This window comes from Clostridium peptidivorans, assembly GCF_900205925.1.
GTDB classification, from domain to species: Bacteria; Bacillota; Clostridia; order Clostridiales; family Clostridiaceae; genus Clostridium_AK; species Clostridium_AK peptidivorans.
The window spans coordinates 65054-79883 of record NZ_OAOD01000007.1 but is presented as its reverse complement, the minus strand read 5'-3'; the positions used below and the strand labels follow the sequence as shown (position 1 = coordinate 79883).

General features: G+C 29.6%; 14 protein-coding genes and 1 riboswitch. Of the genes, 6 read left to right on the top strand and 8 right to left on the bottom strand.

Features of this window, described 5'->3' with window-relative positions:
- Positions 1 to 72: 72 nt before the first annotated feature.
- Positions 73 to 876, top strand: coding sequence for a DUF368 domain-containing protein (locus tag CRN98_RS07920; protein WP_097026893.1), 804 nt, complete (start codon positions 73 to 75; stop codon positions 874 to 876).
- A gap of 747 nt (positions 877 to 1623) precedes the next feature.
- Here CRN98_RS07920 and CRN98_RS07915 read toward each other — a convergent pair.
- The 6 genes from CRN98_RS07915 to yfcE all read right to left on the bottom strand — a co-directional run bounded on the left by CRN98_RS07915 (position 1624) and on the right by yfcE (position 7282).
- The gene (locus tag CRN98_RS07915; RefSeq protein ID WP_097026892.1) at positions 1624 to 2319 is read right to left on the bottom strand and encodes a response regulator transcription factor; all 696 of its coding nucleotides are present in this window, start codon (positions 2317 to 2319) and stop codon (positions 1624 to 1626) included.
- 15 nt (positions 2320 to 2334) lie between these two features.
- Positions 2335 to 3771, bottom strand: a complete 1437-nt coding sequence (locus tag CRN98_RS07910; RefSeq protein WP_097026891.1) for a sensor histidine kinase — start codon at positions 3769 to 3771, stop codon at positions 2335 to 2337.
- A 29-nt stretch (positions 3772 to 3800) separates the two neighbouring features.
- Entirely contained in the window at positions 3801 to 4553 is a 753-nt protein-coding gene (locus CRN98_RS07905; RefSeq protein WP_097026890.1) for an ABC transporter permease, read from the bottom strand.
- Positions 4540 to 5265: an ABC transporter ATP-binding protein gene (locus tag CRN98_RS07900; protein WP_097026889.1), complete on the bottom strand. Its 726-nt coding sequence runs from the start codon at positions 5263 to 5265 to the stop codon at positions 4540 to 4542. Before CRN98_RS07900 ends, CRN98_RS07905 begins: the two co-directional genes overlap by 14 nt.
- Positions 5266 to 5347: 82 nt before the next feature.
- Positions 5348 to 6592, bottom strand: coding sequence for a hypothetical protein (locus CRN98_RS07895; protein WP_097026888.1), 1245 nt, complete (start codon positions 6590 to 6592; stop codon positions 5348 to 5350).
- Positions 6593 to 6736: 144 nt separating this feature from the next.
- Complete coding sequence (gene yfcE / locus CRN98_RS07890; protein ID WP_097026887.1) at positions 6737 to 7282, bottom strand: phosphodiesterase; 546 nt, start codon at positions 7280 to 7282, stop codon at positions 6737 to 6739.
- A 168-nt stretch (positions 7283 to 7450) separates the two neighbouring features.
- Here yfcE and CRN98_RS07885 point away from each other — a divergent pair, with 168 nt between their 5' ends.
- Positions 7451 to 8437, top strand: a complete 987-nt coding sequence (locus CRN98_RS07885; RefSeq protein WP_097026886.1) for a biotin--[acetyl-CoA-carboxylase] ligase — start codon at positions 7451 to 7453, stop codon at positions 8435 to 8437.
- Between the two features lie 35 nt (positions 8438 to 8472).
- On the opposite strand, the gene CRN98_RS07880 is transcribed toward CRN98_RS07885, so the two are convergent.
- Positions 8473 to 9033 carry a biotin transporter BioY gene (locus CRN98_RS07880; protein WP_097026885.1) on the bottom strand — a complete coding sequence of 187 codons (561 nt, stop codon included), beginning with the start codon at positions 9031 to 9033 and terminating at the stop codon, positions 8473 to 8475.
- 175 nt (positions 9034 to 9208) lie between these two features.
- Between CRN98_RS07880 and CRN98_RS07875 the strand changes: the two genes are divergently transcribed.
- Both CRN98_RS07875 and CRN98_RS07870 read left to right on the top strand, forming a co-directional pair.
- Positions 9209 to 10582 (top strand): hypothetical protein, encoded by a 1374-nt coding sequence (locus tag CRN98_RS07875; RefSeq protein WP_097026884.1) that lies wholly within the window; start codon positions 9209 to 9211, stop codon positions 10580 to 10582.
- A gap of 132 nt (positions 10583 to 10714) precedes the next feature.
- Positions 10715 to 11206 (top strand): DsrE/DsrF/DrsH-like family protein, encoded by a 492-nt coding sequence (locus tag CRN98_RS07870; protein WP_097026883.1) that lies wholly within the window; start codon positions 10715 to 10717, stop codon positions 11204 to 11206.
- A 523-nt stretch (positions 11207 to 11729) separates the two neighbouring features.
- On the opposite strand, the gene hutG is transcribed toward CRN98_RS07870, so the two are convergent.
- Entirely contained in the window at positions 11730 to 12743 is a 1014-nt protein-coding gene (gene hutG, locus CRN98_RS07865) for a formimidoylglutamase (RefSeq protein WP_097026882.1), read from the bottom strand.
- 263 nt (positions 12744 to 13006) lie between these two features.
- Between hutG and CRN98_RS07860 the strand changes: the two genes are divergently transcribed.
- Both CRN98_RS07860 and mnmH read left to right on the top strand, forming a co-directional pair.
- A complete protein-coding gene (locus CRN98_RS07860; RefSeq protein WP_097026881.1) occupies positions 13007 to 13207 on the top strand; it encodes an asparagine synthase in 201 nt (66 codons plus the stop codon).
- A 296-nt stretch (positions 13208 to 13503) separates the two neighbouring features.
- The gene (gene mnmH / locus CRN98_RS07855; protein ID WP_179632031.1) at positions 13504 to 14529 is read left to right on the top strand and encodes a tRNA 2-selenouridine(34) synthase MnmH; all 1026 of its coding nucleotides are present in this window, start codon (positions 13504 to 13506) and stop codon (positions 14527 to 14529) included.
- Between the two features lie 59 nt (positions 14530 to 14588).
- Positions 14589 to 14703: riboswitch (FMN riboswitch) on the top strand.
- The last annotated feature ends 127 nt before the right edge of the window (positions 14704 to 14830 follow it).

Below are 14830 nucleotides of genomic sequence, written 5' to 3'. Positions count from 1 at the left end.
AACTTAAAACATTTGAATGTATGGTATAATAGTTAAAAAAATAGTTTATATGTTAATTTAGTGGAGGATGAGATGAAATTTATTAAAAATTTTTTAAAGGGGATAGTTATTGGTATAGCTACATTGGTTCCTGGAGTCAGCGGCGGAACTATGGCAATAATACTTGGAATTTATGATGATTTGATTCATTCAATTAGTCATTTTTTTGAAGACATAAAAGCACATACTATGCTATTACTACAAATTGGATTAGGCGGACTTACAGCTCTTGTTTTATTTAGTAAAATATTAGAATCAGCTTTAGAGAGTCAGCCATTTGTAATGAGGTTTTTATTTATAGGAGTTATTTGTGGTGGAATACCAGTATTATATAAAAAATCAACTTCGGGCAAAAAAAATAAAGGAGATTTATTATTCTTACTGATTGGGTTTGTAATAGTTCTTTTAATGGGTTCAGATCCCGCTACAACTACTACATTGGCAACATCACAGGGAGTTTTAAGCATAGTATTTCTTTTAATAGCAGGTGTGGTGGTTTCAATAGCCTTGATTTTACCTGGAATAAGTGCCTCTTTTATGTTACTTACATTAAATTTATATGATGTTACGCTAAATGCTGTAAATAATAGAAATGTGCCTTTTTTAATACCATTAGGAATAGGGGTTGTTATAGGCGTTTTAGCAACTACTAGAGCTATAGAAAATTTACTTAAAAAGTACCCAAGCAAAACCTATTTGTTAATTTTAGGATTTGTTATAGGATCTATTATACCTGTATTTCCAGGTATCCCTAAAGGAATTGGTATTGTAACGTCTTTAATAGCTTTTGTAATAGGATTTATAGTAATTCGATATATAAGTGAAAGAGACGTGTAGATATTTTTAATGTTGAATCCACCGTATGAGATTTGCATCTAGGAAAGCAGTTCACTACGCAAAGAAGCTCTAATATTTCTGACTTTAAACCACCTGAATTTTCTAAACTCGCTGTCTCTCAGACAGTAGAAAATTCTTTACGGTGTTTTAAAGTCAGAAATAAAGAGCTTCTATTTGCTTGTTCAATGCTTTCTACAATGCAAATCTCATAATATATATTCAACATCAAAAATATCACTCAAGTTCACTGACTGAAGGAAGGAATTTAGCACTGGCGAAAGCTCTTTAAATTAACACTTATCAAAGGGCCTATAATCACAAAAATCGGTAGATTGTAACGTATTAATTGCACAATTTTCTATTAAAAACATTTCATCATACTATCCAATCTTTAACGTATAAATTAAGGTTTTATATTCATTTAATTTATTGTTATACGTTCTTGTAACTTTCTAGGCTGTCGCCATAAAAGATTTTTATGTATTAATTCTTAAAATGAAGATATTTTTAATGTTGAGAAAAGCATAAAATTTTCATCGTAGAAGGCATTGAATAAGCTTTAAAACGGCTTCATTTATAAATTTTAAATAGCGTATAGAGCCTCCTACTGTCTGAGCGACAGCGAGTTTAGGAGGCTTAGTTATTTTGAATTTATAAATATTAGCCGTTGTTAGCGAAATGAACGCCTTCCTAGATGAAAATTCTATGCGACCAGCTCAACATTAAAAATGTCGTACTATTTCTAAATTAAACCCTAAGCTTGTATCCGGCTCCCCAAACAGTTTCAACATATTGAGGATTGGAAGGAGAGGACTCTATTTTTTCTCTTATTCTTCTAATATGAACAGTAACGGTAGCAGTATCCCCAAGAGCATCGAATCCCCAAATTCGTTCAAATAATTCTTCTCTACTAAATACTCTGTTTGGATTTTCAGCCAAATAAATGAGTAAATCAAATTCTTTTTGAGCTAAATTTATTTCATTACCATTTATAAATGTCTGTCGTGAGCTCTTAATTATTTCTAAACCTCTTATTGTTATAATGTCATTTTTAACTTTCGAAGAGAACTTACTTCTTATCCTCTCATAATTTTGAATATGAGATTTAACTCTAGCAACTAATTCACCTGGACTAAATGGTTTTGTAATATAATCATCTGCTCCAAGGCTTAATCCTTTAATTTTATCAATTTCTTCTTTTTTTGCAGAAACAAGCAAAACAGGAATATCTTTCGAATCTTGAATACTGCGTAAAATACTTAAGCCATCAATTTTGGGAATCATAACATCAAGTATTAATAAATCAAAAGTATTTTCTTTTAGAGTATTTAAACCTTGTACACCATCTGTACATATAGTAACTTCAAAGTTATTAAGCTCTAAATAATCCTTTTGAAGTTCTGCAATACTTAAATCATCTTCAACGATTAAAATTTTTTTCATAATGCCATCTCCATTTTAAATAGTTTTTGCCAGGGATATTATTATACTGGTACCTTCATCTTCATGGCTTATTGCCCATATTTTACCTTTATGACCCTCTACAATTTGTTTTGCGATGGCAAGTCCTAGTCCGCTGCCTTTTGCATCGCTTCTTGCTAAATCTGATCTATAAAACCTATCAAATATTTTGCTCACATCATTTTTATCAATACCAGAGCCATTGTCTTTTATTTCAATAATAATACTAGAATTGGTTTCCCTAAGCATTATTGTTATTAGCCCGTGCTCTTTATTCATATACTTACGAGAGTTATCAATAATATTAACTATAACTCTCTTCATTCTTGACCTATCAAGCATAACATAACGGAAATCCTTTAGATTATTTTGAAAATCAATATGTATATTATATTTTTCCAGCTCTGGTACGCTTTCTAAAATGCAATAATTAAAGTATTCAACAATATCTGTTTTTTCATAATTAAAGGGAATTTGATTCAAATCTAATTTTGAACATAAAAGCAAATCATCAATCATAACATCGATTTGTTCAGACTTTGAATAAATAGTTTTCAAATAACGTTCCAGCTTCTCAGGAGTATTTGCCACACCATCTAAAATCCCCTCTACGTATCCTTTTATGGAAGTGATAGGAGTTTTTAAGTCATGAGATATACTAGAAACTAGCATTTTTCTGTTATCATCATATTTCATTTTCATGCGAATAGAATCCTTTAGCTGTAATCTCATGGCTTCAAAATCGGCGCATAACTCTTTAATTTCTCTGTCACCACTTTCTATAATTTCAAAATTTAAATCACCTCTACTAATTTCAGCTGTAGCCTTTTTAAGCAGTGAAATAGGAGTTGATATTCGCTTTGAAAAAAGGTAGGACATAAATATGTTAATTCCTATAAATGATATAAAAAATGCGCTTATAAGAGTAATAATAAATTCTTTAAAAACCTCTGTATTTTTTTCAATTGGTGAAAGTAATATTACATTTCCGATGGACTTATCTTTAAATACAAGTGAAGCTCCGTCAACCATATAAGAACCATCGCTAATTTGCACCGTATTTTTTAAAGATTTATTTCTTATTACTTCTAAAGATTTTTCTATATCAATTTTAGTCATGTTTTTTGATGAAAATATGATATTGTTATTTTTAGTTATTATAATTTCTCCTTTAATATTTGAAAGTTTATCATACAAATATTTTTGAAATTTACTGTCTTCAATGGCTTCAGGATTAGATTTTGAAACATCTTTTACTGCATCAATAAGTTGATATCTTGCAACCATTAATTTTGTAAAATTGTCATAAGTAACATCTCTATTACAAACTTTTGAAGATACAAGTGTAAATATAAAAGCTGATAAAATTGCAATTATAAATGGAGTTATGACGGTTATAGTATTAGAAATAAGTAGACGTTTCTTTATATCCATTTAGTTCACCTTATAAAATATATATTTGCCTAAAAATCCTTTTTATCAAATAAATAGAAGGCACCTGTAAATAATAGTATAGCATAACTAAACATCATCATAAACTGTCGAAGAATCTTTAAAACGGAAATATCATTCATAATCCATAGTTTGTACCAATCCATCATACTTGTAAAAAACAAAGCAGAATAGCTTGAAAAAATAATTCCTAAGGCTTTAAAAACTATAAAAATGAGAATAGAAATAAAAAATACACTTATTCCGCTTTTAAGTATATTTGTAAAAAGTATAATTACTAGTGATAATACTATCATAGGAATTAATGTTACTAAATAAGAAATAAGTATTTTAATAATTCCTTGTATTGTAAAGGAACTTGAGTTGAAAATCATACCTGTTATAGTTGAAAAAATCATTACAAACATAAGATTAACTAGTACAAACATTATTACAGCAGTTAGTTTTGCAGTGAAAAACTTTAATCTAGTAATTGGCCTTGTAAGTGCAATTTTCATAGTGTTTTGAGCAAATTCTCCAGAAAAACTATCTATGGTTATAAGTGCTGTAAATAAAGGAAGAATTGTATTAACAACCACAGAAAGTACAAGCAAAGGAAAATCTATACCAGAAGCTCCTCGTACCCCAAAACCACTTCTAAGACCGAGGATAGAAAATTGGCCAAATATAATGAAAATAAGTGACACTATGGCTGCCACTAAAACTTTCTTCTTTTTGTATAACTTTTCAAGTTCATTAATCAAAGCTGCTTTAAATCCTACCATTTCGTTCTACCTCACTAATAAAATAATTTTCAAGGGAAGCATAGTTATTTAATATATTTTTGGTTGTATCTACATTAAGCATTTTGCCATTATATAAAACTCCAATACGGGTACAGGTAAGTTCTACATCATGGATAAGGTGGCTTGAGATAAAAAATGTAGTTTCTTCTTCTTCTGCAAGATTTTTTATAATATTTCTCATATCAATCATACCTTCTACATCAAGACCGTTTAATGGCTCATCTAAAATAACTACCTCAGGTCTTGATAAAATTGCAGCAGCAATTCCAAGCCTCTGTTTCATTCCAAGAGAAAATTTTCTCGGTTTTTCATTTCTGTATTTTAAAAGACCTGTAAGTTCTAAAACTTCTTCAATTCTTTTAGAATCAACGTTTTTATAGTACCTTGAAAATTGTTTCAAATTTTCAAAAGCTGTTAAATAAGAATAGGATTCAGCGGTTTCTATAATACAGCCAACCTTTTCCATGGCGGCTTCAAAATCATTTAAAATACTATGGCCTAAAATTTTAACATCACCATTATCTGGCTTTACGAGGCCAGCCATTATTTTCATGGCAGTAGTTTTACCAGCACCATTAGGTCCTAAAAATCCAAAAATATCTCCCTTATGTATATCAAGATTAATATCAGTTATGCCTCGTCCATTTTTATATACCTTGGAAAGGCCTTGAATTTCAATAACTTTGTCCATTTAAATCCCCCCAAAATTTATTATAATGAAGTTTTAAAATAACCTGCCGGGTAGTAATACCGGCAAGTTACTTTAAATATTATTAATTAAATACTCGGTTGTAATCACCGTCAGATATCATATTTCCTCTTGTATTTTCATTTATATTAAAGTATATTTCTGCTGAATATGGATTGATAGATATATCGCCTTTAATAGCATCACCAGAAGCAGAGGTAGCAGTAAAAGGTCCGTTAAGATTATTATTTTTTTCAAATTTTGCGCTAAACTCAAAATCTTTCTTATTAGCTGCATAGCTTTCATAACCATTTACATATTCTTCGTGATATCTTCCACTAATGCTAGTTTCAGTTGCTTTAGTAACATCTATAATTTTTTCACCTATTTTTTCAAACTTATTATTTTTTTCTATTAAAATATCAGTTTTATATTGTCCGATATATTTTTCTGGATTAGTTAGCTTGCTATGATCTCTTTCTATATTTTTTTCTACAGTCTTGCCAGAAAGGTCAGGTTTCTTAACAATAGTTGAGTTAATATTTGTTACTTTTCCTAATAATTCTAAAGTTATTATGTGCTCTTTTCCGCTATCATCTTTACCAGAAAGTACACCAGTTCCAAGGATACTTTGGATCACTCCATCTTTGTTTACTACCATTTTCCCAGATACCTCTTTAACAAAAATATCCTTTGTGATTTTTGGCATGTTGTCTTCGTTATTATTTCTATTTCCAAACTGATTTTTAGATTGAAGGGATACTATAGCATTAATTAGTGCTGGTATTTGGGATTCTTTTAAAGAACCAGATAATACCTTGCTTCCATCTGTATTTTCAGTAACAATAATAGAATCTTTTAAATTACCTACAAGAGCATCTGCTATTTTTTCAACATCGCTAGCTTCTTTTTCTTTAAAAGGATTTTTAAAAGTGTTTCCTTCACGAGGACTTGTATACTCACTTACATAATATATATTTTGATCACTATCTTTATTTATATAACAATTTTTATCATTGTAGTAATAATTATCTCTCTTAACTTTACCATCAATGTTCATTGATACGCTTTCCATAGCCTTTTTTGAAACATCATACTTATTAAGTGAAGTTTCGGATGAAAGAACATTACCGTTATCTTTTAACACAAAAGACATATCCATAGTATAGCTTGAAACATCTGAGGTAAGACTTTCGGCTGTGTATTTCATGGAATCCTTTAATTGATCATATCCGCTTTTAGACATTACTTCAGCCATAGCTGTAGAAGCAAACATTACAGTTCCTAGAGCAAAGCTTAAAAACATTGCTGTTTTTTTCTTTAATTTCATTTTTAATAACATCTCCTTTAAGTTTGTTTTACATGAAGGTCCTTCATACTTTTATTTTAAAATGTATATCTCTATTTTCCATAAACTAATTATAAACAAAATATAAACTTTTCCAGGTGTTGTTCTCATAACACCTAAGGATTATTAATTAAGCTCAATTTTCTTATAAATTTCTCCATCTAAAGTTTTTATTTTAAATACGTTGTTTTCAAGCACACCATAAGAATTAGGTGTATTTTCTTTTGGGAAGGTTATTGAACCAGGATTTAACACAAATATATTTTTATGTTTTTCAGCTAGAGGTACATGGGTATGACCATAAACTAATACATCACCTTTACTTAAATTAGGTAAATTATTATTATTATAAATATGACCATGAGTTAAAAATAATCTTTTTTTATTATAAAGAATTATGGAGTAATCACTTAGCATTGGATATTCTAAAACCATTTGATCAACTTCACTATCGCAATTTCCACGAATAGCAATAATCTTATCCTTATAAGAATTTAATAATTCAGCCACTTCTTTAGGATTGTAATCCTTTGGTAGTGGATTTCTTGCTCCGTGATATAATTCATCTCCTAATATGATTATGTAATTTGGATTTTCTTCTTGGCACAATTCAAAGGCTTTATTTAAATAATATAAAGAACCATGAATATCTGAAATAAATAGTAATTTCAAAGACACAATCTCCCTTCATCTTGTTATTATGTAACACTGGTAATATGTTGAAATAAGTTATATTATAGTATTAACTAATATTATAGCAAATAAAAGCTTAGCATTGATGATATATACTTTTTTCTAAATGAAAATGATATAATGATGAAAAGATAAGGAGACGGCACATTGAAAGAAGAAATAATTAGTTTACTAAAAAAAAATAAAAATGAATTTATATCTGGAGAGGATATTAGCAGTGTTTTGGGAATTTCAAGAGCTGCTGTATGGAAATATATGAAGGCAATAAAAGAAGCTGGATATAATATAGAATCTGTATCTAGAAAAGGATATAAGTTAATTTCATCCCCAGATTTACTTACTTTTGAAGAAATAAGTCCTTATTTAAATACTCACTACATAGGTAAACAAATAATTTACTTTGATTCCATAGACTCTACTAATAACGAAGCTAAAAAGTTAGCAAGCAGTGGATGTTTAGAAGGAACAGTGATAATAAGTGAAGAGCAAACTATGGGAAGGGGAAGGCTTGGACGTAACTGGGTTTCTCCAAAATTTAAGGGGATATGGATGTCTATCGTATTAAGACCTGATATTGAACCAATGAATGTAACAAAAATTACTCAAGTTGGAGCTGCAGCGGTGTTAAAGGCTATAAAGGAGCAGGGAATAAATGCATATATAAAATGGCCTAATGATATTATATTAAACAATAAAAAAGTTTGTGGAATACTTACTGAAATGAGTGGGGAAATAAATAATATAAATTATGTGGTTATGGGAATAGGTATAAACGTAAATATTGATAAAGAGGATTTCCCAAAGGACATTGAGGAAATTGCAACATCATTAAAAATTGAAGAGGGTAAGGGCATTAAGAGAAAAACTTTGGTTGCAAGTATTTTAAATAACCTAGAGGAATTATATGACGAATTTATAAATAATGAAGATATAAAAACTTCTATAGATATTTGTAGAGAAAACTCTATATTAATAGGAAAAACTATAAAAATAATAAATAGATCTAATGTAATTATTGCAGAGGCCATAAATTTAAGTGATGATGGAAAACTTATTGTAAAATATGAAGATGGAAGTATTCATGAAGTAATATCAGGAGAAGTTTCTATAAGAGGACTTTATGGATATGTATAAAAATCAGGGAGTAAATCCCTGATTTTTTTTTATATTTAAGAATGATCTAATACATAATTTTTTATTACAGGAAGAATCTTAACTCCAAGAGATGCAGTTAGTATACATTTAATCAAATCACCAGGAAGAAATATTAGAAAACCAGCCTTTAATGCAGAGGTAATAGTTATAGGGGTTAAAGTTACATATTTTAATATAATGTATAAATAAGGCACGCCAATAATATAAATGATGATTATCCCTGAAATACAGGCAGTTAAAAGTTTAAAGAAGCTTGGCTTGGTTGTATATTCAGATAGTTTACCTATAATATAAGCTCCAATAATATATCCTATTAGGTAACCAAAAGTAGGTTCAAAAATATAAGACAATCCACCAGGTTTTGTAAATACAGGAAGTCCTAATAATCCTAATATAACATATACAATTTCAGAAAGTGCACCTAACTTAGGACCAAGCAGTATACCAGAAAGTGCTGTAAATAAAAATTGGAGAGTAATTGGTGCAGGCTCTAAAGGAATCTTTATAAATGCTCCAATAGCAGTTAAAGATGTAAATAATGATACAAGAATCATATCTCTTGTAGTAATTTTCATTAAGATAACCTCCTAAAGTCAATTGTAAACTGAATTTATAAATTAAGTTTACAATTTTTGAATTTTGTTGTCAATATAAATAAAAATAATATTGTCTAATTGGAATAATATTAGATATTTATACAAAACATAATTTTGTATATTGCATTTCAATATAAGAAGTCAGGAGAAGACTATGGTTGTATTAGGGTTAATACATTATGTATATTTAGCAATAATTGTTTTAATTATTGGGATTATATTTTTAAAAAGGGATGTTGTAATACCTTGCATATTGGGCATTGGCATAATTGGCTTTATAGAAACATCAAGCCTTTTGGAAGCTGTACAAATAATTTACAAGGCTATTTTGGTATCTGGTAGGGAGTTTATAGAAATTGTCCTCATAATTTCCATGGTAAATGCCATGTCAAAATCTTTAAGTGATATAGGTGCAGATGAACTTATTGTAAATCCTTTAAGAAAATTTATGATAAATAAGGTGGTAGCTTTTTTTGTTTTAGGAATTACTGTTACTATAACTTCTTGGTTTATATGGCCTACTCCTGCCACCGTGTTTATTGGTGCAATAATGGTGCCTGCTGCTGTGAAAGTAGGACTTCCTAAAATTTGGGCAGCAGTTGCTTTATCTATATTTGGCAAGGGAATAGCACTATCTAGTGATTTTTTTATTCAAGGAGCACCTGCAATAACTGCTAAAACTGCAGGTATAAACGATACATCTGTAATAATAAAAGAAAGCATACCTTTTTGGATTGCCATGAGTGTCTTTACTGTAGGGACTGCATTTTTTATTATGAGAAGAGAGACCAATAAAGTTGCTGGCTATGATGAGAATCAGCATATCCAAGAGGTGATAATTGATAAAGACCCGCCAAAGCACAATCCAAAGTTTATAGCAATAACTACTCCTATAGCATTTTTGATAGATGTAATTTTTATATACATATTTAAGCTAAAGGGTCAAGGGGCTACGGCTTTAATAGGAGGAACTGCTATTTTAATTTTAATAGTTACATCCATTTTAAATTATGGAGTAGTAAAATCTTTAGGAGAAGTAACAAGATACATAAAGGATGGCTTTGTATTTGGTATAAAAGTTTTTGCTCCAGTTATAGTTATAGGTGCTTTTTTCTTTTTAGGAAGTGAAAATACAGCAAAGGAAATCTTAGGAGAGAATGCTACAGGTCTTTTAACAGATATGGCAATGTATATATCCAGTAAAGTAACACTGTCTAGTTTTTCAGTGATTATAATTCAAGGATTTGTAGCTGTAATACTTGGAATAAGTGGATCAGCCTTTGGAGGACTTCCTCTTATGGGAAGCTTGGCACATGCTTTTAATACTGCAATTGGAACTGATACATCAAAGGTAGCAGCTTTTGGGCAAGTACTTTCAATTTGGATAGGAGGAACTGCTATACCATGGAGTGTTGTATCTGTTGCAGCAATTTGTGATGTTAAACCCTTTGATTTAGCTAGAAAAAATATGATTCCAGTAATAGTAGGAATTATAGCCACATTAATAGTAGCATTTATACTGATTTAAGGATACGTTTTAAAATTATATTAAATTTAGTACATTATTTTTAGTATCTAAGACAAATTTAAATATATATAAATAAATACCTACAGTTTGTTTAAACTAAATATATTAATAAATACATAGGAGGAATTAAAAGTGAATAATAATGTAGAAAACAAAAAATTAAGCTTAGTTCTTTTTAGTGGCGATTATGATAAAGCTTTGGCTGCTCTTACCATTGCAAATGCAGCTAGAGATATTGGAGTAGATGTGAGTATATTTTGTGCCTTTTGGGGGTTGTTTTTAATAAGAGATCCTGAAAAGATGACTTTAGAAGATAAAACAGCCTATGAAAAAATGTTTGATTCAGTAACACCAGTAGGCCCTGAAGAGCTTCCATTATCAAAAATGAATATGGCTGGAATTGGAAAGGCAATGCTTCAAAAAATGATGGAGGATACAGAAACTCCTAGTCTAACAAGATTTTTAAATGGGGCAATAAAGAAGGGAGTAAAATTTTACGGTTGTAAAATGTCTGTAGAAGTAATGGGATTTAAAGAAGAAGAGTTTATTGAAGGATTTGAGCTCATAACAGCTCAAGATTATTTGAAGGATGCTTTAAATTCTGATATGCAACTATTCATATAAAACGCGACATTTTTAATGTTGAACAGGTTACATAGAATTTTCATCTAGGAAGACGTTCATTTCGCTAAAAACGGCTAATATTTATAACTTTAAAATATCTAATCCTCCTAAACTCGCTGTCGCTCAGACAGTAGGAGGCTCTATACGATATTTTAAATTTATAAATAAAGCCGTTTTAAAGCTTATTCAATGTCTTCTACGATGAAAATTCTATGCTCCTCCCAACATTAAAAATGTTTTCATTTTAAGGATTGGTACATACAGTTAATGAACTTGAGTGATATTTTTAATATTGAACACAAGTATGGAATTTGCATCGTAGAAAGCATTGAACAAGCACTAGAAGCTCTTCATTTCTGACTTTAAACCACCGTAAAGAATTTTCTACTGTCTGAGCGACAGCGAGTTTAGAAAATTTAGGTGGTTTAAAGTCAGAAATATTAGAGCTTCTTTGCGCAGTGAACCGCTTTCCTAAATGCAAATACCATACGATCTGTTCAATATTAAAAATGTCGTAATATTTCTACAGTGATAAATTGCATATATGAGATATTGTGTTAATAACGGAAAAAATAATTACTGAAGCTAAATTTGCGGTGGTGTTGTCCAAATCAAATCTTGGGGAAACTTCAGCAATATCAAAGCTTACGACTTTGTTGGATTTTAAAATATATTTAATAAATTTTATTACTTTTTCAGGATCAAGTCCAAGTGGTTGAGATGCACTAACTCCTGGTGCAAAGGCTGAAGAAAACACGTCTGAACATATGGTTATGTAAATATGATCCCTAAGTTTTATAAACTCATCCAATCTTTCAAACACATTCCAATCATCACTACTTAAAATGTCCTTTGCTAAAATATAATCTACTCCCAATCTATCAGCAGTTTTAAATAAATCTACAGTGTTACTGTGCTTCTGAATTCCAAGACACATATAGGAATATTCTAAGCTTTTGTCTTCACAAATATCGGCTATTTGCCTAAACATTGAGCCAGAATGATTGCCATTTGGATAAGGTCTAATATCAAAGTGAGCATCAAAATTTATTATACCAATATTAGGTTTAGAATTAGTTTTAGATAAATTATTTAATATTCCATTATAATGTCCAAAAGCTGTTTCATGTCCTCCGCCTAAGACTATAGGAAATAAATTTAAACTTAAAATTTTGTCTACTGCCTTTGAAAGTAAGTTTTGACTTTCTTCTAAAGAAATGTTTTCACAAAGTATGTCTCCAGCATCAAAAAGTTTAACTTCTTGTGTAAAGCAACAAGGAAGATGTGCAAGCTCCTTTCTAATACTTTCAGGACCTTTAGATGCACCAGTTCTGCCTTTATTTCTATTAATTCCTTCATCACAACAAAAGCCAATGAAAGCAAAACCTAATTTTCCATCAAAAGGAATTAAACTCTCATCCTTTAAATCTATAAATTCAACCCATTGATGCCATCTAAAGGCATCAAAATTTGTATCGCTATCAATTCTTCCTTGCCAAACTGATTTATCTGCAATTTTGTAGTTTTTACTAAACATCTTTTGTCAACCTCCCCATGTATTATATAAATATATAATATCATCTTTTTTGTGTCCATTGCCACCTGTATTATGTAAAAAATTAAAAAAAATGTTTGGAATAACAGCTACTATAAATTTGAAGAAGAACAAAAAGACAAATAAAGTAATTGTCGTAGGATTTACTTTTCTATTCTATTTTTACTAAGGATAAATATATCTATAGGTGGAATAATAATGTTATTCTTTAAATAAAATTTAGGATAAAAGAGGAGGAGTAAGTCATGCGTGAGGGAATGATTCCTACAGTTTTAGGAGCAGCAGTTACTGGAGCAGGTGCTGCAATGGTTAAGAAAAAAGCAAGCACAGCAATTGGTGCTGGTATTTTAGGATTTGGACTCGCACATATAGTTTTAGGCTCAATAGATTTAGTTCAGCATAGAGATGACAAGATGGAAAATACAAAAAGATTTGGATTGTGGTAGAAAAAATTGCATTATAAATTAACTTCTTAATATTAAAAGGCGACGTTATAAATATTGAAATTTAATTTCAGTATTTATAACGTCACCTTTTTAAATTATAACCTTCATAATATAAAATATACTTTATATCTATTAAATAGAGTTAATTAATAGATTGTGAGATTAAAAGTGAAATAGACAATTAGTAAATTTGATATGTCTTATTTGTTTGTGATATTATAAAGTACGTATGGATTAAATTTTTTATATATGGCAAGTATTTTAATAAATATAAACTAATTGTTGGGATGATGAAAATGTTAAGATCATTAGAATATGAAGAAGTACTTAAAGAAAATAAAAAGCCAATGGTTTTTGTGGATGTGCGTAGTCCTAAGGAATTTAAAGAAGCTACCATACCAGGAGCTGTAAATATACCCTTATTTACTGATAAGGAAAGAGAAGTAATAGGGACAATTTATGTAAATGAGTCTCAAGATAAAGCAAAGAAGCTTGGAATAGAAATTGTTTCAAAAAAGTTACCTGAAATATATGAAAGTTATAAGGCAATTAATGATGAAAAGAAAAAGATAGCTATATTTTGTGCTAGAGGTGGCATGAGAAGCTCATCTATAGCATCGTTACTTACTGCACTAGGCATGGATGTTGTAAAAGTTACAAAGGGATATAAAGGTTATAGAGAATATATAAATCATAAACTACCTAAGCTATTTGAAGAAATTAAATTTGTTGTTTTATATGGAAATACAGGCACAGGGAAAACTCATTTGTTAAGTAAATTAAGGGAAATGGGTTATGATACCTTAGACTTAGAAGCTGCAGCAAATCATAGAGGATCATTACTTGGATCAGTGGGACTAGGCTCAGGAAATTCTCAAAAAATGTTTGAATCTTTAGTATTTGAAGAGTTATCAAAGAGAAAAACAAACTTAGTTTTTACTGAAGGAGAGAGCAAAAGAATAGATAAGGTAATTATGCCAGAGTATATGTTTAATGCAATTGAAAATGGAACTCAAATTAATATAACAGCTCCTTTAGAATATCGCGTAAAAAACATAAAAGATGATTATTTAATAAACGAAAATAGTAAAGATGAAATAATAGAAGCTTTAAAAAATATGAATAAATATATATCTGCATCTAGAATAGAAAAATTTACAGGCAAGATTTTAAATGATGAATATGATGATGTAATTAGTGAATTAATGATCACTTATTATGATCCTATGTACAACTTTAAAGACAGAAATTTTTATTGTGAAGTGAATAATACTGATCTAGAGGAATGTTGTATTACTATATTAAATAAGGTGAAAAAATAAATCATTAAGTATTGACATATATAATGTACTGGTTTACAATGAATTTGTAAAACTTAATAAATTATCTTCAGGGCAGGGTGTGAATCCCTACCGGCGGTAAAGCCCGCGAGCCGTAAGGCATGATTCGGTGAAATTCCGAGGCCGACAGTAAAGTCTGGATGAAAGAAGATAGGCATGTTGTACTATAAAGTTAAACTTTTTATGGTATAATTTAATTTAGTGTCTACCAGCTCTGAAACTTATGTTTCAGAGCTTTTATTTGTTAGATATAAATTAAAAAACTTATTTGATTTTTGGCCCT